Origin of the sequence: Streptomyces sp. HB132 (genome assembly GCF_016909575.1) — a bacterium.
Lineage (GTDB): Bacteria > Actinomycetota > Actinomycetes > Streptomycetales > Streptomycetaceae > Streptomyces.
Genome location: NZ_JAFBGA010000019.1, coordinates 1 through 24,638 on the forward strand (window position 1 = coordinate 1; position 24,638 = coordinate 24,638).

The following is a 24,638-nucleotide window of genomic DNA, read 5'->3' on the forward strand; positions in this document are numbered from 1 at the left end:
GCCCCCCTCTCTGACCCCCCCCCCCCCCTAAATGGGGGTTGGGGGGTTGGTGAAAAACCCCCCCGGTTTTGTTTTTGTAACCCCGCAACTCGGGGGGGGGGGGGGGCCCCCCCCCCCCCCCCCCCACTCCTTCACCCTCGGGTGTGTGTCTCAGATGGACACGCCGTGCGACCGCAGGTAGGCGATCGGGTCGACGTCAGAGCCGTAGCTCGGACCGGTGCGGACCTCGAAGTGGAGGTGCGGGCCGGTGGAGTTGCCGGTGGAGCCGGAGAGGCCGAGCTGCTGGCCGCCGGTCACGGTCTGGCCGGCCGACACCTCGAGGGAGGAGAGGTGCGCGTACTGGGAGTACATCCCGTCGCTGTGCTGGATGACGACCTCGTTGCCGTACGAGCCGCTCCAGCCCGCGGATACCACGGTGCCCGGACCGATGGACCGGACGTTGGTGCCGGAGGCCGCCTGGAAGTCGGAGCCGGTGTGGTAGCCGCTGGACCAGCTGGCGCCGGAGGCGCGGTACTGGGTGGTGACGTTGGCGTTCTCGACCGGGGCGGCCCAGCCGGAGCTGCTGCTCGCGGCTGCTCCGGTGTCGGCGGTCTTCGCAGCCGTCTCCTCGACCGGGGCGGCCGTCTTCTTCGCCGGAGCGGCCTTCTTCGCTGTCGACGGGGCGGCCTTGGAGGGCGTGGCCTCGGCGGACTTCTCCGCGGGGCCGGAGGCCTTGGCCCCGAGCGTCAGCTTCATGCCCGGGAGGATCAGGCTCGGGTTCTCGCCGACGACGTCACGGTTGTCCTTGTACAGCTTCTGCCAGCCGCCCTTGACCTTCTGGTCGGCCGCGATCTTCGCCAGGTAGTCCCCGGCGACCACGGAATAGGTCTTCGGGGAGCTCTTCGCCGCCGAGGCGGGGGTGCTGTGGGCGGCGACGGACTTGGCCGGCGCGGCCTGCTCGGCGGCGTGGGCGCCGGTGGCGCCGATCAGCGGAAGGGCGAGAACGGCGCCGCCGGTCCCTGCGGCGATGACGCCTCGGGAGATCGGGCCGGTCTTCGTGCGACGGTGCTTGCCTTTTGCGGGCATGGGGAATTCCTCTCCGGCGCCTGCGAGGTGAGCTGTCGGGTTCGGACTGGAGATGCCCGGCCGCGTGGTGCGCGACTTGACCCCTAGCCGTACCGGATCCCTCCGGCAGGCGGCTTACCTGGTTCCCCCGCTCCTGCCACACGTGAGTCGGTGCGGATTCCGGGCGGCGGCAGGATTAGGCGTTCCGTCCGGATTGACCGTGACCGTAAGCGAGCCGGGACGCGGCGAACAAGCCGCGGATTGCGCGCAGGAATCGAAGCGTCGATTGCCGCGCGGAATTCCCGTCACACTCCGTGGATTAGGGATCTTGGCTTTCCGCACAGCGCCCGGAATACCCCTCGGGCGCTTCACCACTCACCGTCACGGATATGATCCCGCTCACCCACCTCACCCCATCTCCCGTACAAGCGGGGCATGTTCTGATAAATGCACCATTACGGACAATGCTCCGATGCCGCGCCGCCCGACGGGTACCGGCACGGCGACCGAGACGGCTGCGCGCTGCAGCCATGTCGTATCGTCGCGAGCGTGCCCCCGTCGGCGAGCGGCGCCGACGCCCGACACTCCAGGAGCCCTTGTGACGCAGCTGCCAGAGGTCCCGCCGGTCGGCCCCGACCCGGCGGACGTCGATCTGACCGGTGTCCGCAACTTCCGCGACGTCGGCGGACTTCCGACGGCGGACGGCCGCTCCGTACGGTACGGGCGCCTCTATCGCAGCGGTCACCTCGCCCACGCCACCGAGACCGACACCGCCTTCCTCACCGGACTCGGCCTGCACACGGTCTTCGACTTCCGCAACGCGGCCGACCACAAGCTCGACGGTTTCGACGTGGAGCTGCCCGGAGTCCGGAATATCAGCATTCCACTCTCTGATCCGGCCGACGGCGCGGAGTTCTGGCGGCTGGTTCGTGACGGGAACATCCAGCAGCTGCGCTCGATCCTGGCCGACGGCAAGGGGACCGAGCGGATGGTCGCGTCGTACCGCTCGATCATCAAGGACCGCACCGCCGAACACAGCCGTGTGCTGCACGCGCTGGCCGAGGACAGCGTCCCGGCGCTGATGCACTGCGCGGCGGGCAAGGACCGGGCGGGCCTGTCGATCGCGGTCTCGCTGCTCGCGGTGGGCGTGGAGAGGGAGGCCATCGAGGCCGACTACCTCAAGTCGAACGACGCGCACCGCCGCTACAAGGTGCGGCGCAGCGACACCTCACCGGTGGGAATGTCCGACGAGGTGATGGAGCTGCTCAATCCTCTTTTCGGGGCGCACGCCGAATACCTCGACGCCGCGTTCGCCACGATCGAGGAGGTCTGGGGCGGCACCGACCGCTACCTCCTCGAAGGGCTGGGGATCAGCCACGAGACCCGCGCGAAGCTGCGTGAGCGCCTCGTCGAGGGAGTGTGACGCAACGCGAAGCCGCGCGAGCGCCTCGTCGAGGGAGTGTGACGCAACGCGAAGCCGCGTGAGCGCCTCGGCGGGGGCGTGCGAGGCCAGGGGTCAGCCCTTGCCGGCCACGGTGAAGAGCAGGAAGAGGAAGGCCGCGATGACATGTCCGGCCACCAGGTACGCGAAGAGCCGGATCACGACGCCGCGCGGCATCCGCCGCTCCTGCGTGTCCGCGCTCTTCGGCCTGCGCGGGGTGAGCGGGTCGTAGTACTCCGAATCGGACATGACGGTCCTCTCTCCCGACCGCTCGGGCCGGGGTGACGAAGGGTACGCAAATGGGGCGTGCGGGATCAGAGCCGGTGGATCCCGCTGCCCGGGCACAGTTCGGCGACGGGGCTCTGCAGCAGGGTGTGGACGAAGAGCAGGCGCGCCCCGGTGATGTCCGGCGCCGCGATCCGGTGCGGGGTGAGCGAGTCGAAGTGCGCGCTGTCACCGGGATCGAGATCGTGCACGGTCTCCCCCAGCACGACCCGCAGCCGGCCGTCGAGCACGTACAGCCATTCCTCTCCGGGGTGGACGCGCACGAGGTCTCCCTCGGTGCCGTACGGGACCCGGACGCGCAGCGCCTGCATCGCACGACCAGGTCCGCCGGCCTGCCGGTAGAGCCAGCCGCCCGCCGCGGTGCCACCGGGCGCGCCGTCGAGCGGGCCTCCGCGGACGATCGCGTCACGTTCGGGTGGCGCCTCACCCAGGAGCTCGGAGACGGTCGTACCGTAGACACGGGCGAGGCCGAGCAGCATCGGCAGCGAAGGCTGCCTCCGCCCCGTCTCGAGCCGGGAGAGGTGGGCCGGGGAGAGTTCCGCCCGGCCGGCCGCCGCCTCCAGGGTGAGGCCGCGATTGCGACGCAGGTCACGCAGGCGCGGCCCGATTCCCGGGAGTTCGTCGGCCACCCCTCCGTCAGGAGGATTCATGTCTCCATTGAGCCACCGCCTTCCCTCTGAGGCAAATCACTTGCCTCAGAGGCAAAAATGGGCGGTCAGCGGTTGGCGACGGCCTGTTTCACCAGGGTCCTGCCGAAGTCCCACATCAGCCCGCCTCCGCTGTGCGCGTCGTCCATGACGGCGGTGAAGGCGGTGACGAAGCGGTCGACCTCCGGTTCACCGATGACCAGCGGTGGGATCAGCTTGATCACCTCCAGGTGATCGCCGGAGACCTGGGTGAGGATCCGGTGCTTCTGCAGCAGCGGCACCACCACCATCTGCGCGAACAGCCCCTTGCGGGCCGCCTGCAGCATCGTCCAGCGACTGCGGAGCCCGAGGGACGAGGGCCGTCCGAACTCGATGCCGATCATCAGACCTCGACCGCGGACCTCGTGGAGCAGTTCGTAGCGTCCGACGAGCGCGGCGAGCCGCTCGCGCAGCAGATCACCGGTGCGGCGGGCGTTCGCGACGGTCTCCTCCTGCTCCATCACCGCGAGTACGGCGAGCCCGGCCGCCATGGCCTGGGCGTTGGATCCGAAGCTGGCCGAGTGGACGAGGACCCGGTCCATGGAGGAGTAGACGCGCTTGAAGATCCAGTCCTTGCCGAGCGTGGCGCCGATCGGAACGTAGCCCCCCGAGAGCGCCTTGGCGACACACAGCAGATCGGGTTCGACCCCCTGCTCGTGCTGGTACGCGTAGAAGTCGCCGGTCCTGCCGAGCCCGGTCTGCACCTCGTCGGCGATGAGCACGGCCTTGTGCCGGTGCAGCAGCTCCTGTGCCTCCCGCAGGAAGCCGGGCGGTGAGGCGTGGACGCCCTTGCCCTGGATCGGCTCCACGATCAGGCCGGCAACGTCACCGCGCCCCAGCTCGCGCCGCAGCGCGTCGAGGTCGCCGAGCGGAATGGCGGTGTCGGGCAGCAGGGGCGCGAACCCGTCCCGGAACCCCTTCTCGCCGTTGACGGAGAGCGCGCCGGTCGTCAGCCCGTGGAAGGCGTGGTCGCAGTAGAGGATCCGCGGTTTGCCGGTGGCGTACCGGGCGAATTTCAGCGCCGCCTCGACCGCCTCCGTGCCGCTGTTGCCGAAGTACACCCTGTCCAGGTGTGGGCTGTGCGCCAGCAGCCTCTCGGCCAGCAGGCCGGGCAGCGGCTGGCAGTCGAAGCGGGTGAGGTCGGCCAGGGAGGCGTCCAGGACGTCGTGGAGCGCCTGACGCACGACGGGGTGGTGCCTGCCGAGACCCATCACGCCGAAGCCGGCGAGCATGTCCAGGTAGTCGTTGCCCTCCGCGTCCCAGAAGTACGCACCCTCGGCCCGCTCGTAGACCTTGTCGAAACCTAGGGTGTGGAGCATCCGCGGCAGCTGGTGGTTGAGGTGGCGGGTGTGCAGCTCGTAGCGTTCGGCTCCTCGCTCCTCGAGGAGCCGCGCCAGATCAAAGCCCGGCCGTTCGTCCTTCATGCCCCGTCCTCCCTCGCCACGTTCCGCTCTGCCGCCGCCGTGCGGCGCTCCGGTGCCACGGCGCTTGCGCACCGGCCCGGCCCGGACGCGCCGCCGGTGGCGGCGTCCGGGCCGGGCCGGCGGTCCGGGGAGACCCGGAGCGGCCGGCTGCCTCGTGGTGACGAGGTCACCGGTTCCCGCCGACGGTCTCCCGTGCCGCTCGCAGGGATTCCTTCAGCGACCCCATGGTGGCGAGCACCGCGGTGGGTTCGTAGCCGCAGTGCGCCATGCAGTTGGCGCAGCGCGGGTCCTTGCCCCGGCCGTACTTGTCCCAGTCCGTGTCCTCGATCAGCTCCCGGTAGGTGGGGACGTAACCGTCGCTCATCAGGTAGCAGGGCCGCTGCCATCCGAAGAGCGAGTAGTTGGGGATCGCCCACGCCGTGCAGGGGAAATCGGCCTTGCCCTCCAGGAAGTCCAGGAAGAGCGGCGAGTGGTTCAGCCTCCAGCGCCCGCGGTTGCCTCCCGAGAAGGACTTCTTGAAGAGCTCACGGGTCTGTTCCACTCCCAGGAAGTGTTCCTGGTCGGGCGCCTTCTCGTAGGCGTAGGCGGGCGAGATCATCATCTCGTCCACCTTCAGTTCGTCGTTGAGGAAGTTGAGAACCTCGATGACGGTCTGCGGGGTGTCGGTGTTGAAGAAGGTGGAGTTGGTCGTGACGCGGAAGCCGCGGCGTTTGGCCTCCTTCATCGCCTCCACCGCTTCGTCGAAGACGCCTTCCTTGGCGACCGACTCGTCGTGCCGCTCACGCAGTCCGTCGATGTGCACGGCGAAGGCGAAGTAGGGCGACGGGGTGAACTTCTCGAGCTTCTTGCGCATCAGCATGGCGTTGGTGCAGAGGAAGACGTACTTCCTCTTCGCCACCAACTGGCGGACGATCTCGTCGATCTGCGGGTGCATCAGTGGCTCGCCACCGGCGATGGAGACCATCGGGGCCCCTGACTCGAGCACCGCCCCGACCGCTTGCGCGACCGGCATGCGCTGCTTGAGCACTCCGGCCGGATGCTGGATCTTCCCGCAGCCCTCGCAGGCCAGATTGCAGGCGAACAGGGGTTCCAGCTCGACGATCAGCGGGAACTTGTCCCTCTTGCGGAGCTTCTGTTCGAAGAGATACGTCGCGACCTTGATGGTCTGGCGGAGCGGCATGGCCATCTGGGCTCACCTCCTGGGGAGCAGCAAAGAACGGTGCCATTCATGAAAAGCCGGAAGTACGGCACGAAGGACGCGGAATGCCGATATTCCACCGCGGACCGTGCCGATACGGACGAGCTCATGCTCTGGAGCGTCCACGACCACCCGTACGGCCGCAACCGGACGTGCCCCCGTCCGCACGGCGGTGCGGAGTGTGGCGGCGGACTCCATGTCCACCGCGATGGCGCCGGTGGCCCGGAGGCCGGCCCGCGCCGGCCCCCGGACGACGTGTCCGGAGCCGGCCAGCGGCCCGGTGTGGACCGTACGTCCGGGCACCGCCCTGACCAGTGCGTCGACCAGCAGACCGGTACCGGTGCACGCCGTGGTGCCGCCGGCGTCGCGGGTCTCCTCGGCCACCACGAGGTCGCCCGGATGCATGCCGGGTTCCAGCCCCGCGCAGAAGCCGGAGGCGATGACCGCGGTACCTCCGGCCCCGTGCCGTCCCAGCGCGGTCCGGACGGCGTTCTCCGCCGCCCTGGGGCCCATCCCGGACCTGATGATGCTCACGGGGCCCGGGCCCGTTGCGCCGCCCGTCCTGCCGGTGCGCAGCGCGAACCGCTCGATGCCGAGCGCGCAGGCGATCAGCAGCGGCGTGGCGGGCGGCTCCTGTGCACCACCCATCGGTTCAGGCCCCCTTGCCCGCACCGATACCGGCGGCTGTGGCGAAGGGGTCTCCGTACACGTAGCGGCCGAGTGCGGTGAGGGGGAAGACCTGCCGGTACAGGTGGTAGTTGATGGAGAAGTCCCAGGGGAAACCGGTGCCGGTGAAGTGCGGCTCGTCCCAGGATCCGTCGGCCTGCTGGGTCTCCGCCAGCCAGGCGACTCCCCGCTCGACGGACCTGCTCTCCTGCTCGCCCGCGGCCAGGAGCGCGAGGAGCGCCCACGCGGTCTGGGACGCGGTCGAGCTGCCGTGGCCGATCCACTTCTCCTCACGGTAGGAGCGCAGGTCCTCGCCCCAGCCTCCGTCGTCGTTCTGTACCGACTTCAGCCATTCGACGGCCCGTTGCACCGCTGGGTGCGCGGACGGCACACCGGCCGCGATGAGCGCGGGCACCACCGAGCCCGTCCCGTAGATGTAGTTGACGCCCCATCGGCCGAACCAGGCGCCGCTCGGCTCCTGTTCGGCGAGCAGCCACTCGACGCCGCGGCGGGTACGGGGGTGTTGTGCCCGCCCTTCGACGGCGAGCATCTCCACGACGTGTCCCGTGACGTCGGCCGACGGCGGGTCGATGACCTCACCGAAGTCGCAGAACGGCAGCCGGTTGGGCAGCGGACTGGTGTTGTCCGCGTCGAAGGCTCCCCAGGCTCCGTTGCGCGACTGCATGCCGAGGTTCCAGCGCACTCCGCGCTCGATGGCAGCCTCGAGGCGGGCCGGGTCGGGATGCCGGACGCGGCGCAGCGCCAGGACGACTTCGGCGGTGTCGTCGATGTCCGGGTAGTTGCTGTTGTGGAATTCGAACGCCCATCCACCAGGTGCCAGTCGGGGCTTGCGCACGGCCCAGTCGCCGGGACGCACGATCTCCTCGCCCAGCATCCAGTCGGCTGCTCTCACCAGCGCCGGGTGGTCGGGGCTCACTCCCGCGTCGGCGAGGGCGATGGTGGCGAGGCAGGTGTCCCAGACCGGGGACTGGCAGGCCTCGACCATGCGGGCGCCGTCCTCGCGCCACACGGCGAACCGGTCGAGCGATTCGAGTCCCGCCCGCATGACCGGGTGGTCGAGATCGTATCCGAGCAGGTGAAGAGCGATGACGGAGTACACCGCGGGGGGCTGGATGCCGCCCCAGCAACCGTCGTTCTCCTGCCGTTCGATGATCCAGCGGGCGGCGGTGTTCATGGCGATGCGCCGCAGCTTGCGCGGGGCGACCCTGTGGTAGAGGTGCAGCGCCTTGTCGAGCCGCTGGAAGACGCCGTCCCAACTGACGGCGGGCGCGATGGACCTGGACGGTGCGGGGTTCGCCGGGTCGGTGTGCAGTTCGTCCAGGGGGAAGGGCGCCGGACGAACTGGCCGCATCGCGGACACGATGGTGAGCGGCACGATGGTCTGGCGGGCCCAGCAGCCGAAGTCGTAGATGTTGAGCGGGACCCACTTCGGGAAGAACATCAGCTCGGGCGGGAGCTCCGGCAGGTCGTCCCACTTCCACCAGCCGAAGAGAGCGAGCCAGATCCGGGTGAAGACCCGGGACTCCGCGATACCGCCCTGTTCCCTGACCCAGCCGGCCGCGCGGATCATGTGGGGGTCGTCGGGCCGGTCCCCCGCCAGGCGCAGCGCGACGTACGCCTCGATGGTGGCGGAAAGGTCGGGCGGTCCCTCGTAGAAGGTGTTCCAGGTGCCGTCGACGAGTTGCTCGCCCCGGATGAAGCGGGCCGCGGCCTTGACGGTGTCCGGGTCCTGAATGCCCAGGAACTGACGGAGCAGCAGGTCTTCGGCGTCCATGGTGACGTTGGTGGCGAGGTCGCCCTTCCACCAGCCCTGCTCGTCCTGCCGGCCGAGGAGGTGCTCCACCGAGCGTTCTGCGGCCTGCCGCGCGACGGCGAGAACATCGTCCGCGGCAATGGTTGGTTGGGTCGGATCGCCTGCCGGGGCTGCGCGGAGGTTCGCGGCCCCGGTGCTTCCGTTGGTCGTCGCTGTCATGGCTTCCCCTTCGTGCAGTGCTGTCCTCTGCTGTGCTGGGGTCTCCGTCGGCGGGCGCCCCGTGGGGCGCCCGCCGGCGACTGCGAGTCATATCTGGATGGTGATCATCTCTTTCGTACGACCACGAAGTCGGCGAGCTCGGTGAGCTGCGCCCGCACCCGTTCCGGCATGTCGACGCCGTGCAGCGCCTCGATGGCTACCGCGTGCTGACGGCGGGCTTCCTGGGCGGTCCACTCACGGCCGCCCGCCTCCTCGATGAGAGCCGCGCGGGCGGCGAACTCCTCTTCGGAGAAGCTGTCGAAATCACTGCTCTTGGCGTCCTCGGCGAGCAGTTCGCCCAGACGCTCCGAGGCGGGCCCGCCCGCGGCGAGCGCGGCCACGACGGGCAGGGACTTCTTGCGCTGGCGCAGGTCGCTCCAGGTCTGCTTGCCCGTGGCATCGGGGTCGCCCCAGATCCCGAGCAGGTCGTCGACCGCCTGGAAGGCGAGGCCGAGGTGGTAGCCGTACGCCTCCAGCGTGTCGGCGGTACGGTCGTCGGCTCCGCCGAGCACGGCGCCGATGGAGACGGCGCAGGCGAGGAGGGCGCCCGTCTTGTTGCCCTCCATCTCCAGGCACTCCTCGACGGTGACCCGCTCGCGGTGTTCGTACGAGATGTCCTGGGCCTGGCCGTCGATCAGCTTGCGGCTGGCCGTGGTCAGCCGGCGGGCCGCCCGGCCGGCCTCGACCGTGCCGAGCTCCAGCAGGATCTCGTTGGCCAGCGCGAAGAGCGCGTCGCCGACGAGGATCGCCTGGGCGGGGCCGTGCACCTTCCATACGGTGTCGCGGTGACGGCGCTGCTCGTCGCCGTCCATCAGATCGTCGTGCAGCAGCGAGAAGTTGTGCACGAGTTCGACGGCCACGGCTCCGGGGATCCCGGCTTCCGCCGGGGCGCCTGCCGCCTCCGCGGAAAGCAGGGCCAGGGCGGGACGCACGGCCTTGCCGCCGTCGCCCTCGGCCGGTCGGCCATGGGCATCGATCCAGCCGAAGTGGTACGCCGCGACGGTGTCCATGGGCGGCGCCAGCCGGTCCACGGCAGCTCGCAGCACCGGCGCTGACAGGGCCCTTCCACGCTCCAGAAGCGCGGTGACGTCCGTGGTGTCCGCCACGGTGTCGTAAGCCGGATTCGCCGGGGTCACAGACTCTCCTCTTGTTCCGGTGGTACTGCTCATGCCGCCTCCTGCAGCGGATGTTCGTGTGGCCGGCCGAGTGCCTGGAGCGCGGCGTCCGCGGCGGTGCGGCCACTGCGGACGGCACCCTCCATCGTGGCGGGCCAGCCGGTGGCGGTCCATGCTCCCGCCAGATGCAGTTTGGGGTCGCGGGTGTGCGCACCCGGCCTCAGGCGCCCCACGCCGGGTGCGGGCGCGAAGGTCGCGGTGCGCTCCCGGGTGACGAAGAAGTCGCGGATCCGGGCGCCTCGCGCCGCCGGGAGCAGCCGCTCGAGTTCGGGAAGGTAGCGCCTGCGCAGCTCGGCGACGGGCAGATCGATCTCGTCCTGAGACGCGGACTGGGAGACCGCGAGGTACTGGCCGCCGCCCTGGAGGCCGGAGGACGCCGTGCGGTCGAAGACCCACTGCACGGGTGAGCCGAGCGCGGCGAAGAAGGGCCTGCGCAGCACCGTGCGGTCGTAGACGACGTGCACGTTCAGGATCGGTGCGTCGGTGAGGTCGAGCAGGCGGCCGGGGTCGTCGAGCGCGCCGCCGGGCAGCAGACGATGGGTCTCCCCCTGCGGCACGGCGAGGACGACGGTGTCCGCCTCGAACCGTTCGCCGTCGGTCTCCACGGCCCGGCGGCTGTGCTCGGTACGGGTGAGGGAAGCGGCCCGGGTGCGCAGGTGGATCTCCACGCCCGCTGATTCGAGCGCCTTGCGTGCGAGGGTGTCGTGGAGGTCACCGAGCGGCACGGCGGCCCAGCCGATGTCGGCGGCGCCCGGCTCCGAGAGGAGCCCGGTCTTGAAGACCATCGCGGCGAGCGCCATGGAGGCGTTCGGCGCGGTGGCGTTGAGCGTGGCGACTCCGACGAGGTCCCAGAGGGCCTCGATGGTGCGCTGCGACTGCCCCTGGCGGCGCAGCCAGGTGGCGAAGTCGATGCCGTCGAGCGCGGGGTCGGCGGGGTCGAGACGGCCCAGCGCCAGTGCGGCGCGGGCGACACCGGCCTTCTCCGCCAGGGAGAGGTGCGGGTAGGCGGCGAGCCCGCCGGCGAGATGCAGCGGTACGGGCAGCCCGGTGCGGCGCAGCCGTCCGAGTCTGGGCCCGGCAGGCCGCCCCACGTCGAGCACGGGCACGTCGAGGCGGTCCTGCAACGGGGCGAGGTGGGTGCCCCCGATCCGCTCCAGGAACCAGCGGTAGCCCGTGCAGCAGCGCAGGTAGACGTGCTGGCCGTTGTCGACGGACAGCTCGCCGCGCCGGAAGGAGAAGGCGAGCCCGCCGAGACGGGGACGGCCTTCGAGCAGAGTGACGCCGAGCCCCGCGTCGGCGAGACGCAGTGCCGCGGTGACGCCTGCGAGGCCGCCGCCGACGACGACGGCCCGGGAGGAACCAGGGCTGCGGCCGGTCATGCCCGCTCCCTTCGCCGCGTGGTCGCGGAGAGGGACGCCACCGCACGCTCGGAGGTTGCTCCCGCCGCCCGTCGGACCTGATCCGTCATCAGACCCTCCCCCTCGCCGTCCGGCGTGAGATGTACCGCGCGTCGAGGCCCGACAGCCCGCGCACCGCAACGTACGCCTTCTCGTGGCCGGGCAGCGAGACCCTGCCGCGCAGGACCGCCTCGGGATCACGTTCGATCCGGTCGAGGAGCCGGCGGTAGATGCCGGCCATGGCGGCTACGCAGGCACCGCTGCGCCGGTCCAGCATGGGCAGCAGCCGGTAGCCCTCGGCGAAGAGGGCCCGCGCGCGGCGGACCTCGAAGTGCACCAGACCGGCGAAGTCCGCCCCCGGGGGCGGGGTGGCCCGGTGGAATCCGGCGGAGCACCCGAACTTGGCGAGGTCGTCGGCGGGCAGGTACGTACGCCCGTTGCCGGCGTCCTCGCGGACGTCGCGCAGGATGTTGGTGAGCTGGAGCGCGAGGCCGAGGGTGTCGGCGTACTCCGCGGCCCGCTCCGCGCCGGGTGCGCCCTCCGCCGTCCCGAAGACGCCCAGGCTGAGGCGTCCGATGGCACCCGCGACGCACCGGCAGTACGTCTTCAGGTCGTCCCAGGTCTCGTAGGTCGCGCCGCGCACGTCCATCAGCACGCCGTCGATGAGCTCGTCGAGCCCGCCGAGCGGCAGCGGAAACCGGCGCGCGGCGTCGGCGAGCGCGACCGCGACCGGGTCGGTGTCGTCCTCGTCGACCGCCTTGTCGCGGATCCGGCCGAGCAGGTCCCGGGTCTCCTCCAGCCGGACGTGCTTGGTCTCCGGATCCAGCTCGCCGTCGCCGATGTCGTCGACCCGCCGGGAGAAGGCGTACAGCGCCGACATGGCCTGCCGCTTCTCGTACGGCAGCAGTCGGATGCCGTACGCGAAATTGCGGGCCTGCTGTCCGGTGACGGCCTCGCAGTAGCTGTACGCGGCCTGTACCGGTGCCGACATGTACGTCGTCTGTCCCTCCACGGTCGGGCTCACCTCTCTCTGTGCGCTCTTCGCAGGACGTTCCCGACTTCGCGCAGCAGTCCGGGCGCGGTGGGTCCGGGCGGTCCGGGCAGTACGTCGAAACCGGCGGCCGAGATCGCGCCGAGGGCGGCCCGCCCTCCGCCGACGAATCCGGCGAGCAGCAGCTTGAGCCGGCCGTGGACGCTGCCCACCAGGGGTACGCCCTCGGCCAGCAGCTCGCGGGCGCGCTCCGCCTCGAACGCCACCAGGGACCTCACCGCCGCGCCTGCGGACGGTGCCGCCAGGTCGGTTTCGCCGACGTGGAAACGGGCCATGTCCTCGGCGGGCAGGTAGATCCGGTCGCGGCCGAGATCCTCCGTGACGTCCTGGAGGTGCTCGGCGATCTGCAGGGCGGTGCAGACGGCGTCGGAGCGGCGGATCCGCTCGGGGCTCGCGGTGCCGGTGATCTGCAGGACGAGGCGGCCGACGGGGTTGGCGGAGAGCTCGCAGTAGGCCAGCAGCTCCCCGTAGGTCCCGTAGCGGCGGACCTTCTGGTCCTGCCGGTTGGCTTCGAGGAGCCCGAGAAAGGGTTCGGGGGTCAGCGCGCAGCTCCGCACCGTGGGGCCCAGGGCGCGCATCAGGGGGTGGCGCGGCCCTCCGCCGGTGGACGAGAAGACGCGGTGCAGATCGGCTTCGAGGGCGTCGAGGGCGGCGAGCCTGTCCTCGCTCTGCCCGGGTTCGAGGCCGAGGTGACGGGCGTCGGCACCGCCGGGGGCCAGGTCGCCGTCACCGATGTCGTCGACGAGGCGGGCGAAGCCGTAGACGGCCATCAGGTCCTCGCGCCAGGCGCGGGGCAGGAAGAAGGGGGCCACGGGGAAGTTCTCGTGCGCGGCCTTGTCGAGCGTGGCGGTTGCGGCGGCGTCTTCGCGCGCCTCTCGGGGACGGGTCACCGCGTACCGCCCGACGCGGGGACGGCCACACCACGTCGGAGCTGGAGATTTGCCATCATTGCCGTCATATCTCCCGTTCTACACTGCTCACCCAAAACATACCTTTTCGGACACGCCGCTCGTCCGGCCGAGTGCGACATGCACACAACGGGCGATGTGCCGGGGGCGTATCACCCCACATTGCCGCGAATCAGCACCGTTACAGCTTACGTTGTACAGCTCACAGGGCCGCGCCGGGGTGCAGCGCGCCCCGTACGACACCGCGGCCGCCGTCAACCTTCCCCGGACACACGTCGATTGACGTCATCCGCCGGGAGGAGATCCGCCCGGGGGCGCCCTGGGGCCCTCCGTCACGGGCCCCTTCCACGGGTCCCTCAGCGTGGGCCCCGACGCCACGCGCCGTCGGGGCCCACGGACGTACGGCGGCTACTTGCCCGTCTCCCGCTCGTACGCCTTGAGTACTTCTTCGGTGGGGCCGTCCATCAGGAGTTCGCCCTTCTCCAGCCACAGCACCCGGTCGCAGGTGTCCCTGATCGTCTTGTTGTTGTGGCTGACGAGGAAGACGGTGCCCGCCTCCTTGCGCAGCTCGCGGATCCGCTCCTCGGAACGGACCCGGAACTTGCGGTCACCGGTGGCCAGCGCCTCGTCGATCATGAGGACGTCGTGGTTCTTGGCGGCCGCGATCGAGAAGCGCAGGCGTGCCGCCATGCCGGACGAGTACGTCCGCATCGGCAGCGTGATGAAGTCGCCCTTCTCGTTGATCCCGGAGAAGTCCACGATGTCCTGGTACCGCGCGCGGATCTCCTCGCGGCTCATTCCCATCGCGAGACCGCCGAGAACGACGTTGCGCTCACCGGTCAGGTCGCTCATCAGCGCCGCGTTGACGCCGAGCAGCGACGGCTGCCCGTCGGTGTACACGCTGCCGTGCTCGGTCGGCAGCAGGCCGGCGATGGCCCGCAGGAGGGTGGACTTGCCCGAACCGTTGGTGCCGATCAGGCCGATCGCCTGGCCACGGTAGGCGGTGAAGGAGACACCCCGCACCGCGTGCACCTTGCGCACACCGCGCGGTTCGCCCTTGCCGCGGCGCATGATGCGGCTCAGCGCCGCGGTGGCGCTGCCCTTGCCGCCTCCCGTGCCGTTGACGCGGTACACGATGTGCACGTCGTCCGCGATCACGGTGGGGATGTGTCCCTGGGACGATTCCTCAGCCACGGCCGTACCGTTCCTCTGCCTTCCAGAAGTACACGAAGCCCACGACGCCCACGACGAGCGACCAGGCCAGCCCGACCGCCCAGACGTGCTGCGGCAGGTTCTCGGAGCCGTAGCCGTCGATCAGCGCGAAGCGGACCAGGTCCATGTAGATGGCCGCCGGGTTGTACTGCAGCACGTCGGCGATCCACTGCGGCTTGTCCGCCAGCATCACGGGGATGGAGAACATCACACCCGAGGCGTACATCCAGGTGCGCATGACGAACGGCATCAGCTGGGCGAGGTCGGGGGTCTTGCTGCCCAGCCGGGCCATCACGAGCGCCAGGCCGGTGTTGAAGAGGAACTGCATGGCCAGCGCCGGGATGACCAGCAGCCAGGAGAGCCCCGGGTAGCTGCCGAAACCGACCGCCACGGCGAGCAGCACGATCATCGAGTACAGCAGCTGCTGGAGCTGCTGCAGCGAGAACGAGACGGGCAGCGACGCGCGGGGGAAGTGCAGCGCCCGGACCAGGCCGATGTTGCCCGAGATGGAGCGCACCCCGGCCATGACCGAACTCTGGGTGAAGGTGAAGACGAAGACACCGGTCACCAGGAACGGGATGAAGACCTCCTTGCTCATCCCCCTGGCGGTGCCGAGGATGATCCCGAAGATCAGGAAGTAGACCAGGGCGTTCAGCAGGGGCGTGGCCACCTGCCACAGCTGGCCGAGCTTGGCCTGGCTGTACTGCGCGGTCAGCTTCGCCCTGGAGAACGCCAGGATGAAGTGCCTGCGGCCCCAGAGCTGCCGGATGTACGCGAACAGCCCGGGCCGGGCTCCGCTCACCGTCAAGCCGTACTTGTCGGCGAGCTGGGACGCGCTCAGTCCCTCGTCGGCGGACGGCGGGCTGCTCAGCGCAATCCCGCCGTCGTGGGTCGTGTCACTCACAGTTAAGAACTCTCGTCTTCACAATGCGCAGCCGGTCGCGGGCGCGGCCGAGGCGGACAGGTTCCCCGTACGAATGAATACGGCTCATGGTCTCAGAGGAGAGCCTCTCAGATCACCGGTGGCCGGCCCAGCCTGGTCAGCCGCCATACCGTACGCCACCTCATCGGGCGCCGGGGTCCGCAGGGCTTGGTCCAGCCTTCCCGGAAACCTCCGAACCATGCTTTGAGGGCAGGGAGAGAGGGCCTGCGGACCAGGGTGAGGAGCAGCCAGACCCCGACGTAGAGCGGAACCAGCGGTGCGGGCAGGTTCCGGCGGGCGAGCCAGACGCGGTTGCGGGCCACCATGCGGTGGTAGACCGCGTGACGCGAAGGGGCCGTGGTGGGGTGGTTGAGCACCATGTCCGCGCGGTATTCGATCGCCCAGCCGGCGTCCAGCGCCCGCCATGCGAGGTCGGTCTCCTCATGGGCGTAGAAGAACTCGCCCGGGAGCGGGCCCGCCTCGGCGATCACCTGGCTGCGCACCGCGTTCGCGCCGCCGAGGAACGTCGTGACGCGGGACGAGCGCATCGGGTCGGAGGCACGCAGCCGCGGCACGTGCCGTCGCTGTGTGACGCCGGTGTCGGGATCCGCGATGCGGAAGGTGACGATGCCGAGCTTCGGGTCCGCCTCGAACGCCTGCCGGCAGAGCTCGGCGGTGTCGGTGTTCGGCAGATGCCCGTCGTCGTCGAGGAAGAGCAGGGCGTCCACGTCGGCGCCGGACGGCCCGAAGGCCTCGATGCCGACGTTGCGCCCGCCCGGAATACCCAGGTTCTCGGGCAGCTCGACGGTCCGTACGCCCGCGGGGACGTCGGGGACCGGGGCGCCGTTGCCGACGACGACCACCTCGATCCGGTCGCCGTCCTGCTTGGCGACCGAGTCGAGCAGCGTGCGCAGTTCGTCGGGTCGGTTGCCCATGGTGATGATGACCGCGCCGAGTTTCATGGGAGAGCTCACTTCAGCCTGCTCGACGCAAGGATCGACACCAGGTGCAGGACGGTCTGGAGCAGGGCGATGCCGGCCATGACCGCGACCGCGAGACGGCTGAAGAAGAAATCGTCCCTGACGGTGTCGAGCACGGCCACCACCAGGATGACCAGCGACGCCTCGATGCCGAGGATCAGCCGGTGGAACTTGAGCGCTCCGGCCGCCCGGCGGGCCAGCGCCATGCCGGAGGAGCGCGGCTCGGACGCGGCCTCCTTGACGGGCGGCAGCCCGCCCTGGTGGCGGGCGACCCCGACGAGGTCGGTCTCGGCCTTGATCAGGATGGCGCCGAGCGCGGCGAGCGTGCCCAGGAAGGCCCACAGCCAGTCGATGCGTCCCGGGCCCCACAGGTCGGCGGCACGCAGGCCGAAGCCGACCAGCACCGCCGCGTCGCAGAGGTATGCGGCCACCCGGTCCAGGTAGACCCCGCCCAGGGAGTACTGCTTCTTCCACCGGGCCACCTCGCCGTCGACGCAGTCGAAGAGCAGGTAGAGCTGGACCGCGACCACGCCGAGCAGCGCGCCCGGGATGCCCGGGACCAGCAGAGCCGGAGCCGCGAGCACACCGGCGACGGTCATCACGTAGGTCAGCTGGTTGGGCGTGACCTTGGTGGTCACCAGGCGCCGGGTGATGCGCAGCGAGATCTCGCGCATGTAGAGCCGACCCGCCCAGTGCTCGCCGCTGCGCCGGTCCTTCACACCCGGGGGGTGAACGACGGGGCGGAGTTCAGCTATGGATGGCTTTTGCATAGTCGGCGTACGCGTCCCTGATCTGGTCGGTGGACAGGTTGAGGTGCTCCAGGACCGTGAAACGTCCCGGACGCGTCTGCGGGGCGTAGTCGACGGCCCGCACGAATTCTTCGGTGGTGAAGCCGATCTCCTCGGGCAGCACCGGCAGCCCGTGGCGCCGCAGCACGGCCGCCGTCCGGAGGGCCTCCTCGTGCGCGCCGCGCAGGTGCATGGCGAAGCAGGCGCCGAGGCCGACCTGCTCGCCGTGGCTGGCCGCGCGCGTGGGGAAGAGCAGGTCGAAGGCGTGACTGATCTCGTGGCAGGCGCCGGACGACGGCCGGGTGTCCCCGCTGATCGAGATCGCGATGCCGGAGAGCACCAGCGACTCCGCCAGAATGGTGAGGAACTCGTCGTCCGCCACGGTTCCGGGGTGACGCAGGACGGCCTCGCCCGCCGTACGGGCCATCGCGGCGGCCAGTCCGTCGATCTTCTCGCCGTTGACCCGGTGCGAGAGCTCCCAGTCGGCGATGGCCGAGATGTTGGAGATCGCGTCACCGATGCCGGAGCGCACGAAGCGGACCGGCGCCTCACGGATGACCGAGAGATCGATGACCATCGCGATGGGCATCGGCACACCGTAGGAACCGCGCCCGTTGTCGTTGTCCAGTGTCGCGACCGGCGAGCACAGACCGTCGTGGGCGAGGTTCGTGGCGACGGACACCAGCGGCAGGCCGACCCGGGCGGCGGCGTACTTCGCCACGTCGATGATCTTGCCTCCTCCGAGGCCGACCACCGCGTCGTACCGCTTGCCCTTGATGTCGTCGGCGAGCTTCACGGCGGCGTCGATGTCGCCACCGGCCACGCAGTACCAGTCGGCGCCGGGCAGGAGCGGCGAGATCTTCTCCCGCAGCGCCTGTCCCGAGCCGCCGCTTATGGCGACGGCGAGCCTGCCGGAATTGGAGATCCGCTGGTCCGCGAGGAGACCGGCCAGGTCGTCCATGGCGCCGCGCCGGATGTCGACGACGACCGGGGACGGGATGAGGCGGGTCAGTACAGGCACGCGATCTCCCTGCCGCGGGCGAGGTCCTCGTGGTTGTCGATCTCGACCCACGTGACCTCCCCGATGGGGGCGACGTCGACTGTGAAGCCGCGGTTCACGAGCTCCTGGTAGCCGTCCTCGTAGTAGAGGTCGGGGTCGCGCTCGAAGGTGGTCCTCAGGGCGTCGGCGAGCTCCTCGGCCGCCTCCGGCTCGATCAGAGTCACGCCGATGTACTCGCCGGTCGCCGTGGCGGGGTCCATCAGCTTGGTGATCCGGCGGACACCCTTGTCGCCCTCGGTGATGACCTTCATCTCCTCGTCGGCGAGGTTCTTCACCGTGTCGAGGGCGAGGATGATCTTCTGGCCCTTGCCGCGCGCGTCCAGGAGGGTCTTCTCGACGGAGACCGGGTGCACGGTGTCGCCGTTGGCGAGGATGACGCCCTGCTTCAGGACCTCACGCGCGCACCAGAGGGAGTAGGCGTTGTTCCACTCCTCGGCCTTGTCGTTGTCGATGAGCGTCAGCGTCACGCCGTACTTCGCCTCGAACTCGGCCTTGCGGGCGTAGACCGCCTCCTTGCGGTAGCCGACGACGACCGCGACCTCGGTGAGTCCGACCGCCGCGAAGTTGGCCAGCGTCAGGTCCAGGACCGTCTTCTCGCCGTCCACCGGCACAAGTGCCTTGGGCAGCGTGTCCGTGTAGGGACGCAGACGGCGTCCGGCACCGGCAGCCAGTACGAGGCCGATCATGCGAGTTCTCCTTCGTCGTGTACGGCGGGGGCGGAGGAGGACACCCAGAAGCGGATGGACTCCACGAGCACCACCAGAGCCACGGCGGCCGCGAACGCGGTGAGGGCCGTGGTGAAACCTGAACCGTGGGTCAGCGCGGCGGCGAGGACGGCCACGGCAAGGGTCCGGCCCTCGTGCCCGCCGATGGTGCGCACCAGCCACCGGGGCGGCGCTCCGGTGCCGCCTCGGATGCGGTACACCGTGTCGTAGTGATGGTAGGCGACGGCGGAGACCAGGCCGAATGCCGCGGGGACGGCGTGCGGCACGTCACTGCGGGCGGCCAGCACCAGGATCGTGCAGTACTCGGCCGCCCGGAAGACCGGCGGGACGAGCCAGTCGAGCGCGCCCTTGAGCGGCCGTGAGACCGCGAGGCCGGAGAGGACCGCGTACACGCCGGCGGCGCCGACGGTCAGCCATCCGCCGTAGGGCGCGTACAGTGCGGCGGCGACGATCACCAGCGCTCCGGCGAACGCCAGGAGCGGCGCGGTGAAGCCGCCTCCCGGACGCCGGAGCACGGTGCCGACGGCCTGGGCGAGCGGTCCCGAGTCGGCGAGGTCGGCCAGCGCCACGGCCGCCCGGTCGGTGCGCCGGGCCTTGCGGGTCAGCGACCGCAGCAGCCGGCCCGCCGTGGTGTAACAGGCGGCCAGTGCGCAGCCGATGAGCAGGGCGTAGAAGACGATCCGGGGCGTGGTCACGGCTGTGAGCACGGCGATCATGGCCCATCGTTCGCCGATGGGCAGCACTATCATCCGGCGCAGCCAGACCGTCCAGCCGACGCTGTCGAGCTTGTCGGAGAGCGCGGCGGTGGGGCTCGTGTTGGACACCGCGTCGTGGTTGGCCTCGTTGAACGAGAAGTCGACGACATGGCGGCAGGCCTGGAGCACCATCGCGCCGAGGGCCAGTACCCATACGTCGTCGCCGCCGCGGGCGGCGCCGAGGGCGAGGCCCGCGTAGTACGCGTACTCCTTGGCCCGGTCGAAGGTGGCGTCCAGCCAGGCACCCATCGTCGAGTACTGGAGCGAGTACCGGGCGAGCTGCCCGTCGGTGCAGTCCAGGACGAAGGAGAGGAGCAGGAGCACCCCGGCCGCGACGTAGCCGCCGCGGGTTCCGGTCGCCGCGCTGCCCGCCGCGATGAGCGCGGTGATCAGCGAGGCGGTGGTGACCTGGTTCGGGGTGAGACCCCGGCGGGCGCACCAGCGGGCGATGTAGCGGGAGTACGGGCTGATGAAGTACGTGGTGAAGAAGCCGTCGTGGGCCTTCACTGCGCTGCGCAGCCGTACGGCCTCGTCGTCGACGGCGGCGACGGCGGTGCGTGCGGAATTCCGCTCCTCGGGCGCGGTGGGCACGGCGGCCGTGAGCGAACCGAGCTCGGGGCGCTGCACCGTGGTGCCCTCCGCGTCCAGTGCCACGGCCAGCCGGCCGGGCACCGTGCGGTCCTCGGTGACGCCTCCGGCGCCGGGGGGCGCGACGGGACTCCCTGCGCCCACGGCGGTGACGGCCCTGCGCAGGGCGCGGAGCAGCGCGGGGCGGGCCTCGGGCTGCGCGGTGAGCGCTCCGGGGATGGAGGCGGCGGCGAAGCGGGGGTCGGTGAGCCCGAGCCTGAGGGCGTGGACGTGGCCGACGAAACGGGGGTCCACGAGCGCGACGCGCCTGCTCGCGGGGACTGCGGCGAGCAGCTCGGCGGCCTCTGTGGCGTCGGCTGCGGCAGTCACGTCGAAGCCGAGTGACCGCAGATCGTCCTCGAGCGACGATCCGGGTACCGGCGCACCGGTGAGGATGGCGGTCGACAGACGAACTCACTCCTTGGTGCGATGACGGGAAACGGCGCGCGGCATGTGGCCCGGGGGCGGGCCGGCGGCACGTCGGCTGAGGCTATCGGATGAACGGAAGGCCGAGTTCACCACCCGTTTGCGCTCCGTTCGGGCGAATCGGCCATCATCCGGCGCCGTTCGCGATCATCATCGTCGATCAACGCCTCGACTCACAAACCGCGTCCGGGCAGCGCACGGGCCGACCGGTGAACCGTGGGCTGTCCTCCTCACCGGCCGGTCTAAGCTGACGTGCATGACGTGGTTGATCACAGGCGGAGCCGGTTACATCGGGGCACATGTGGCGAAGGCCATGGCGGGGGCCGGGGAACGGTTGGTCGTCCTCGACGACATCTCGACGGGCATCGAGGCCCGGCTGCCCGCGGACGTCACGCTGGTACGGGGATCCGCCTCGGACCGCGCGGTCCTCGACCGGGTTCTTGCGGAGCACGCCGTCACGGGAGTGGTGCATCTCGCGGCGAAGAAGCAGGTCGGTGAGTCGGTCGAGAAGCCGCTGCTCTACTACCGGGAGAACGTGGCCGGCCTGACCGTCCTGCTGGAGGCCGTGGTCGCGGCCGGCGTGCGGCGCTTCCTGTTCTCCTCATCCGCGGCGGTCTACGGCGTCCCGGACGTCGAGCTGATCACGGAGGAGACGCCGTGCGCGCCGATCAACCCGTACGGCGAGACCAAGCTCGCCGGGGAGTGGCTGGTGCGCGCGACGGGACGGGCCCACGGCATCTCGACGGCCTGTCTGCGGTACTTCAACGTGGCCGGGGCCGCCGAGCCCGAGCTGGCCGACACAGGTGTCTTCAACGTCGTACCGATGTTCTTCGACCGGCTGACGCGGGGCGAGGCCCCGCGGATCTTCGGTGACGACTACCCGACGCCGGACGGCACGTGTGTCCGCGACTACATCCATGTGGCCGACCTGGCGGAGGCGCACCTCGCCATCGCCGGGCACCTGGACAGGAGCCCGGGTGGCGATGACCTCACGGTGAACGTCGGCCGGGGCGAAGGCGTGTCGGTGCGCCGTCTCGCCGAGCTGGTCGGTGAGGTCACCGGCCTGAGCACGGAGCCCGTCGTCGAGGCCCGCAGGCCGGGCGACGCGGCCAGGGCGGTCGGGTCGGCCGCCCTGATGACCGGGGAGCTGGGCTGGACGGCACGCCGCGGCATGCGCGAGATGGTCGAGTCGGCCTGGGAGGGCTGGTGCCTGAACCACCCGGAGGCCCGCACCCCGCGGTAGCGGGACAGCGACCGCGCGGCACTCTGACCTGCGATCGTTTCCGCAGGTCAGAGCACATGACAACGGTGTTCAGTGCCGTGTTGCCCCATGCCCCGCCCCCGTAGTTCACTGGCCGCATCGGGCGAGCCGCGTCCGAGCTGTCCGAGGTACGCGCGTCGGGATTGCGGAGGGGTTCGCATGGGGGCTGGCCACGATCATGGGCATACGCACGGAGGGCCACTTCCGACGGGAACGGCCGCCGCCGCGTACAGGGGGCGGCTCCGGGTCGCCCTGGGCATCACGCTCGGCGTCATGGTCATGGAGATCGTCGGCGGGCTGCTCGCCGACTCGCTCGCCCTGCTCGCGGACGCGGCCCACATGGCGACCGACGCGCTGGGACTGGGCATGGCCCTGCTGGCCATCCACTTCGCCAACAAGCCCGCCGGCCCCAACCGCACCTTCGGTTTCGCCCGTGCCGAGATCCTCGCCGCGCTGGCCAACTGCCTGCTGCTCCTCGGCGTCGGCGGTTTCCTCGTCTTCGAGGCCGTCGACCGCTTCATCACCCCGGCGGAGACCAGGGGCGGACTGGCCATCGCTTTCGCCGCCGTCGGCCTGGTGGCCAACGTGGTCTCCCTGTCGCTGCTGATGCGCGGACAGCAGGAAAGCCTGAACGTGCGGGGTGCCTATCTCGAGGTCGTCGCGGACACACTCGGCTCGGTGACGGTGCTCGTGTCGGCGGGCATCATCATGGCCACCGGCTGGCAGGCCGCCGACCCCATCGCCTCGCTGCTGATCGGCCTCATGATCGTCCCCCGTACGGTGAAACTCCTGCGGGAGACCCTCGACGTACTCCTGGAGTCGGCACCCAAGGGCGTCGACATGGACGAGGTCCGCGCCCACATCACGGCCCTGCCCGGCGTGCTGGACGTCCACGACCTGCATGCCTGGACGATCACCTCGGGCATGCCCGTCCTCTCCGCCCACGTGGTCGTGCACCAGGAGATGCTGGACTCGATCGGGCACGAGAAGCTCCTGCACGATCTGCAGGGCTGCCTCGGTCACCACTTCGACGTCGAGCACTGCACCTTCCAGCTGGAGCCCAGCGGGCACGCGGCGCACGAGGCTCGGCTGTGCCACTGAGCCACCGGGCGCCCGGTGCTAGGGTCTGCCTCGTGTCTCCGGATCCGGAGACCGGTGAAGCCAGAAGGAGCTGAGGTTGATGACGGTCGCGACGACGGCTGCCCCGCGCAGCAATCGGTCCCTCATCGTCCTCCGGGTCACCGGCTGACCGCTCGGCTTCCCACACGCCGCGTCGGCCGGGGCCCTTTCACCCAAGGGTTCCCCTCTTGACCGACCACACGTACAACTCCTTCTTCGCACTGCACCACCGGCTGCCCAGGCAGAACCCCGGTTCCGATGCCACCACACGGCGGCTGCTCGCCATGGCGGGCCCGCGGCCGGGCCGCCCGCGTGTTCTGGACCTGGGCTGCGGTCCGGGCAGGGCGTCCCTGCTGCTGGCCGCGGAGGCCGGCGCCGAGGTGACGGCGGTAGATCTGCACCAGCCGTTCCTCGACGAGCTCACCGAGGCCGCCGAGGCCCGCGGGCTCGGTGACCGGATCCGCACCGTCAGGGCCGACATGGCCGATCTCGTCGGACACGACTTCGCGGACGGGTCCTACGACCTGGTCTGGGCCGAGGGTTCCGCGTACGTCATCGGCTTCGACACCGCGGTACGGGACTGGCAGCGGCTGCTCGCACCCGGCGGATCGATGGTGATCACCGAGTGCGTCTGGACCACCGGCTCCCCGTCGCCCGGGGCTCGTGCCTTCTGGGACCGGCAGGCCTCGCTGCGCCCCGTCCTGGGGAACACCGCGGCGGCCGTGGAGGCGGGCTGCCATGTGCTCGGGGTGCTGGTGCAGCCCGACGGCGACTGGGACGAGTACTACGTCCCGCTGGCCGACCGGGTGGCCTCGGCCGATCCGTCGGCTCCGGGCATGCCGGAGGCGCTCGCGGCCGCCCGTGAGGAGCTGGAGGTACGCCGCCGCCACGGCGCGGAGTACGGCTACGCCGGCTATGTGCTGCGCCCCTCCGATCCCCGGTGGCGGACCCGACCCGAGACGGCTGCCGACCGCGACGCGGTGCGCGGGGTCGTCGGGGCCGCCTTCCCGACCCGGGCCGAGGCCGACCTGGTCGACGCCCTCCGCACCGACGAGGCGGCGTGGCTGCCCGGACTCTCGTACGTGGCCGAGGCCCCGGACGGTTCCGTCGCGGCTCACGCCCTGCTGACGCGGTGCACGGTCGGGGAGACTCCCGCCCTCGCGCTGGCCCCGGTGGCGACCGCACCCGCCCACCAGCGCCGGGGTGCCGGGCGTGCGGTGGTCCGGGCGGTGCTGGACGCCGCGCGGCTGCGGGGGGAGTCACTCGTCCTGGTGCTCGGACATCCGGAGTACTACCCGGCCTTCGGTTTCGTGCCCGCGTCACGGTTCGGGATCCGGCCGGGCTTCGAGGTCCCCGACGAGGCGATGACCGCGCTGGTCCTCGACGATTCCGTGCCGGTGCCGCAGGGCACGATCCACTACCCGGCGGCCTTCGGAGTCTGACCCGGTGTCCGTCC

Annotated in this window: 22 protein-coding genes and 1 riboswitch; of the genes, 4 read left to right on the forward strand and 18 right to left on the reverse strand. The window is 70.7% G+C overall.

Features of this window, described 5'->3' with window-relative positions; genetic code table 11:
• Nucleotides 1-150: 150 nt before the first annotated feature.
• A complete protein-coding gene (locus JOC24_RS29105) occupies nt 151-1,065 on the reverse strand; it encodes a M23 family metallopeptidase (RefSeq protein ID WP_205023401.1) in 915 nt (304 codons plus the stop codon).
• Between the two features lie 4 nt (nt 1,066-1,069).
• Nucleotides 1,070-1,228, reverse strand: a riboswitch (cyclic di-AMP (ydaO/yuaA leader).
• Between the two features lie 414 nt (nt 1,229-1,642).
• Between JOC24_RS29105 and JOC24_RS29110 the strand changes: the two genes are divergently transcribed.
• Nucleotides 1,643-2,467: a tyrosine-protein phosphatase gene (locus tag JOC24_RS29110; protein WP_307792775.1), complete on the forward strand. Its 825-nt coding sequence runs from the start codon at nt 1,643-1,645 to the stop codon at nt 2,465-2,467.
• A gap of 93 nt (nt 2,468-2,560) precedes the next feature.
• Here the strand turns inward: JOC24_RS29110 and JOC24_RS29115 are convergent, their stop codons facing one another.
• From JOC24_RS29115 to JOC24_RS29195, 17 genes are all read right to left on the reverse strand, one after another.
• Nucleotides 2,561-2,734, reverse strand: coding sequence for a DUF6126 family protein (locus JOC24_RS29115; RefSeq protein WP_205023403.1), 174 nt, complete (start codon nt 2,732-2,734; stop codon nt 2,561-2,563).
• Nucleotides 2,735-2,799: 65 nt separating this feature from the next.
• Nucleotides 2,800-3,420: a helix-turn-helix domain-containing protein gene (locus JOC24_RS29120; protein ID WP_205023404.1), complete on the reverse strand. Its 621-nt coding sequence runs from the start codon at nt 3,418-3,420 to the stop codon at nt 2,800-2,802.
• 65 nt (nt 3,421-3,485) lie between these two features.
• Nucleotides 3,486-4,880 (reverse strand): aspartate aminotransferase family protein, encoded by a 1,395-nt coding sequence (locus JOC24_RS29125; protein WP_205023405.1) that lies wholly within the window; start codon nt 4,878-4,880, stop codon nt 3,486-3,488.
• A 166-nt stretch (nt 4,881-5,046) separates the two neighbouring features.
• Nucleotides 5,047-6,066: an adenosyl-hopene transferase HpnH gene (gene hpnH, locus JOC24_RS29130; protein ID WP_205023406.1), complete on the reverse strand. Its 1,020-nt coding sequence runs from the start codon at nt 6,064-6,066 to the stop codon at nt 5,047-5,049.
• A 6-nt stretch (nt 6,067-6,072) separates the two neighbouring features.
• Complete coding sequence (locus JOC24_RS29135; protein WP_205023407.1) at nt 6,073-6,726, reverse strand: phosphorylase family protein; 654 nt, start codon at nt 6,724-6,726, stop codon at nt 6,073-6,075.
• Between the two features lie 4 nt (nt 6,727-6,730).
• Nucleotides 6,731-8,737 (reverse strand): squalene--hopene cyclase, encoded by a 2,007-nt coding sequence (shc, locus tag JOC24_RS29140; protein ID WP_205023408.1) that lies wholly within the window; start codon nt 8,735-8,737, stop codon nt 6,731-6,733.
• 104 nt (nt 8,738-8,841) lie between these two features.
• A complete protein-coding gene (locus JOC24_RS29145) occupies nt 8,842-9,945 on the reverse strand; it encodes a polyprenyl synthetase family protein (protein WP_205023409.1) in 1,104 nt (367 codons plus the stop codon).
• On the reverse strand, nt 9,942-11,330 hold the full coding sequence (gene hpnE / locus JOC24_RS29150; RefSeq protein ID WP_205023410.1) for a hydroxysqualene dehydroxylase HpnE: 1,389 nt from the start codon (nt 11,328-11,330) through the stop codon (nt 9,942-9,944). Before hpnE ends, JOC24_RS29145 begins: the two co-directional genes overlap by 4 nt.
• Before the next feature lie 88 nt (nt 11,331-11,418).
• Entirely contained in the window at nt 11,419-12,339 is a 921-nt protein-coding gene (hpnD, locus tag JOC24_RS29155) for a presqualene diphosphate synthase HpnD (protein ID WP_205023505.1), read from the reverse strand.
• A gap of 29 nt (nt 12,340-12,368) precedes the next feature.
• A complete protein-coding gene (hpnC, locus tag JOC24_RS29160; protein WP_205023411.1) occupies nt 12,369-13,289 on the reverse strand; it encodes a squalene synthase HpnC in 921 nt (306 codons plus the stop codon).
• A gap of 426 nt (nt 13,290-13,715) precedes the next feature.
• Nucleotides 13,716-14,501, reverse strand: a complete 786-nt coding sequence (locus tag JOC24_RS29165; RefSeq protein WP_205023412.1) for an ABC transporter ATP-binding protein — start codon at nt 14,499-14,501, stop codon at nt 13,716-13,718.
• Nucleotides 14,494-15,423 carry an ABC transporter permease gene (locus JOC24_RS29170; RefSeq protein WP_205023413.1) on the reverse strand — a complete coding sequence of 310 codons (930 nt, stop codon included), beginning with the start codon at nt 15,421-15,423 and terminating at the stop codon, nt 14,494-14,496. The genes JOC24_RS29165 and JOC24_RS29170 overlap by 8 nt, the downstream gene beginning before the upstream one ends.
• 107 nt (nt 15,424-15,530) lie before the next feature.
• Nucleotides 15,531-16,403 carry a glycosyltransferase family 2 protein gene (locus JOC24_RS29175; RefSeq protein WP_205023506.1) on the reverse strand — a complete coding sequence of 291 codons (873 nt, stop codon included), beginning with the start codon at nt 16,401-16,403 and terminating at the stop codon, nt 15,531-15,533.
• Nucleotides 16,404-16,411: 8 nt separating this feature from the next.
• Nucleotides 16,412-17,191, reverse strand: coding sequence for a CDP-alcohol phosphatidyltransferase family protein (locus tag JOC24_RS29180; RefSeq protein ID WP_205023414.1), 780 nt, complete (start codon nt 17,189-17,191; stop codon nt 16,412-16,414).
• Entirely contained in the window at nt 17,169-18,230 is a 1,062-nt protein-coding gene (locus JOC24_RS29185) for an iron-containing alcohol dehydrogenase family protein (RefSeq protein ID WP_205023415.1), read from the reverse strand. The genes JOC24_RS29180 and JOC24_RS29185 overlap by 23 nt, the downstream gene beginning before the upstream one ends.
• On the reverse strand, nt 18,218-18,955 hold the full coding sequence (locus JOC24_RS29190) for a phosphocholine cytidylyltransferase family protein (protein ID WP_205023416.1): 738 nt from the start codon (nt 18,953-18,955) through the stop codon (nt 18,218-18,220). The genes JOC24_RS29185 and JOC24_RS29190 overlap by 13 nt, the downstream gene beginning before the upstream one ends.
• The gene (locus tag JOC24_RS29195) at nt 18,952-20,706 is read right to left on the reverse strand and encodes a DUF5941 domain-containing protein (protein WP_205023417.1); all 1,755 of its coding nucleotides are present in this window, start codon (nt 20,704-20,706) and stop codon (nt 18,952-18,954) included. Before JOC24_RS29195 ends, JOC24_RS29190 begins: the two co-directional genes overlap by 4 nt.
• A gap of 352 nt (nt 20,707-21,058) precedes the next feature.
• Between JOC24_RS29195 and galE the strand changes: the two genes are divergently transcribed.
• The 3 genes from galE to JOC24_RS29210 all read left to right on the forward strand — a co-directional run bounded on the left by galE (nt 21,059) and on the right by JOC24_RS29210 (nt 24,624).
• The gene (gene galE, locus JOC24_RS29200; protein ID WP_205023418.1) at nt 21,059-22,045 is read left to right on the forward strand and encodes a UDP-glucose 4-epimerase GalE; all 987 of its coding nucleotides are present in this window, start codon (nt 21,059-21,061) and stop codon (nt 22,043-22,045) included.
• Between the two features lie 177 nt (nt 22,046-22,222).
• Nucleotides 22,223-23,164, forward strand: a complete 942-nt coding sequence (locus JOC24_RS29205) for a cation diffusion facilitator family transporter (protein ID WP_205023419.1) — start codon at nt 22,223-22,225, stop codon at nt 23,162-23,164.
• 206 nt (nt 23,165-23,370) lie between these two features.
• Nucleotides 23,371-24,624: a bifunctional class I SAM-dependent methyltransferase/N-acetyltransferase gene (locus tag JOC24_RS29210; RefSeq protein ID WP_239581149.1), complete on the forward strand. Its 1,254-nt coding sequence runs from the start codon at nt 23,371-23,373 to the stop codon at nt 24,622-24,624.
• Nucleotides 24,625-24,638 lie beyond the last annotated feature (14 nt).

Coding starts and splice junctions, on each gene's coding strand:
- hpnD (WP_205023505.1), bottom strand. CDS start 12,339: ATGTCGGCACCGGTACAGGCCGCGTACAGCTACTGCGAGGCCGTCACC.
- JOC24_RS29120 (WP_205023404.1), bottom strand. CDS start 3,420: ATGAATCCTCCTGACGGAGGGGTGGCCGACGAACTCCCGGGAATCGGG.
- JOC24_RS29125 (WP_205023405.1), bottom strand. CDS start 4,880: ATGAAGGACGAACGGCCGGGCTTTGATCTGGCGCGGCTCCTCGAGGAG.
- JOC24_RS29135 (WP_205023407.1), bottom strand. CDS start 6,726: ATGGGTGGTGCACAGGAGCCGCCCGCCACGCCGCTGCTGATCGCCTGC.
- JOC24_RS29115 (WP_205023403.1), bottom strand. CDS start 2,734: ATGTCCGATTCGGAGTACTACGACCCGCTCACCCCGCGCAGGCCGAAG.
- hpnH (WP_205023406.1), bottom strand. CDS start 6,066: ATGGCCATGCCGCTCCGCCAGACCATCAAGGTCGCGACGTATCTCTTC.
- JOC24_RS29145 (WP_205023409.1), bottom strand. CDS start 9,945: ATGAGCAGTACCACCGGAACAAGAGGAGAGTCTGTGACCCCGGCGAAT.
- JOC24_RS29205 (WP_205023419.1), top strand. CDS start 22,223: ATGGGGGCTGGCCACGATCATGGGCATACGCACGGAGGGCCACTTCCG.
- JOC24_RS29190 (WP_205023416.1), bottom strand. CDS start 18,955: ATGATCGGCCTCGTACTGGCTGCCGGTGCCGGACGCCGTCTGCGTCCC.
- JOC24_RS29175 (WP_205023506.1), bottom strand. CDS start 16,403: ATGAAACTCGGCGCGGTCATCATCACCATGGGCAACCGACCCGACGAA.
- JOC24_RS29180 (WP_205023414.1), bottom strand. CDS start 17,191: ATGCAAAAGCCATCCATAGCTGAACTCCGCCCCGTCGTTCACCCCCCG.
- galE (WP_205023418.1), top strand. CDS start 21,059: ATGACGTGGTTGATCACAGGCGGAGCCGGTTACATCGGGGCACATGTG.
- shc (WP_205023408.1), bottom strand. CDS start 8,737: ATGACAGCGACGACCAACGGAAGCACCGGGGCCGCGAACCTCCGCGCA.
- hpnE (WP_205023410.1), bottom strand. CDS start 11,330: ATGACCGGCCGCAGCCCTGGTTCCTCCCGGGCCGTCGTCGTCGGCGGC.
- JOC24_RS29105 (WP_205023401.1), bottom strand. CDS start 1,065: ATGCCCGCAAAAGGCAAGCACCGTCGCACGAAGACCGGCCCGATCTCC.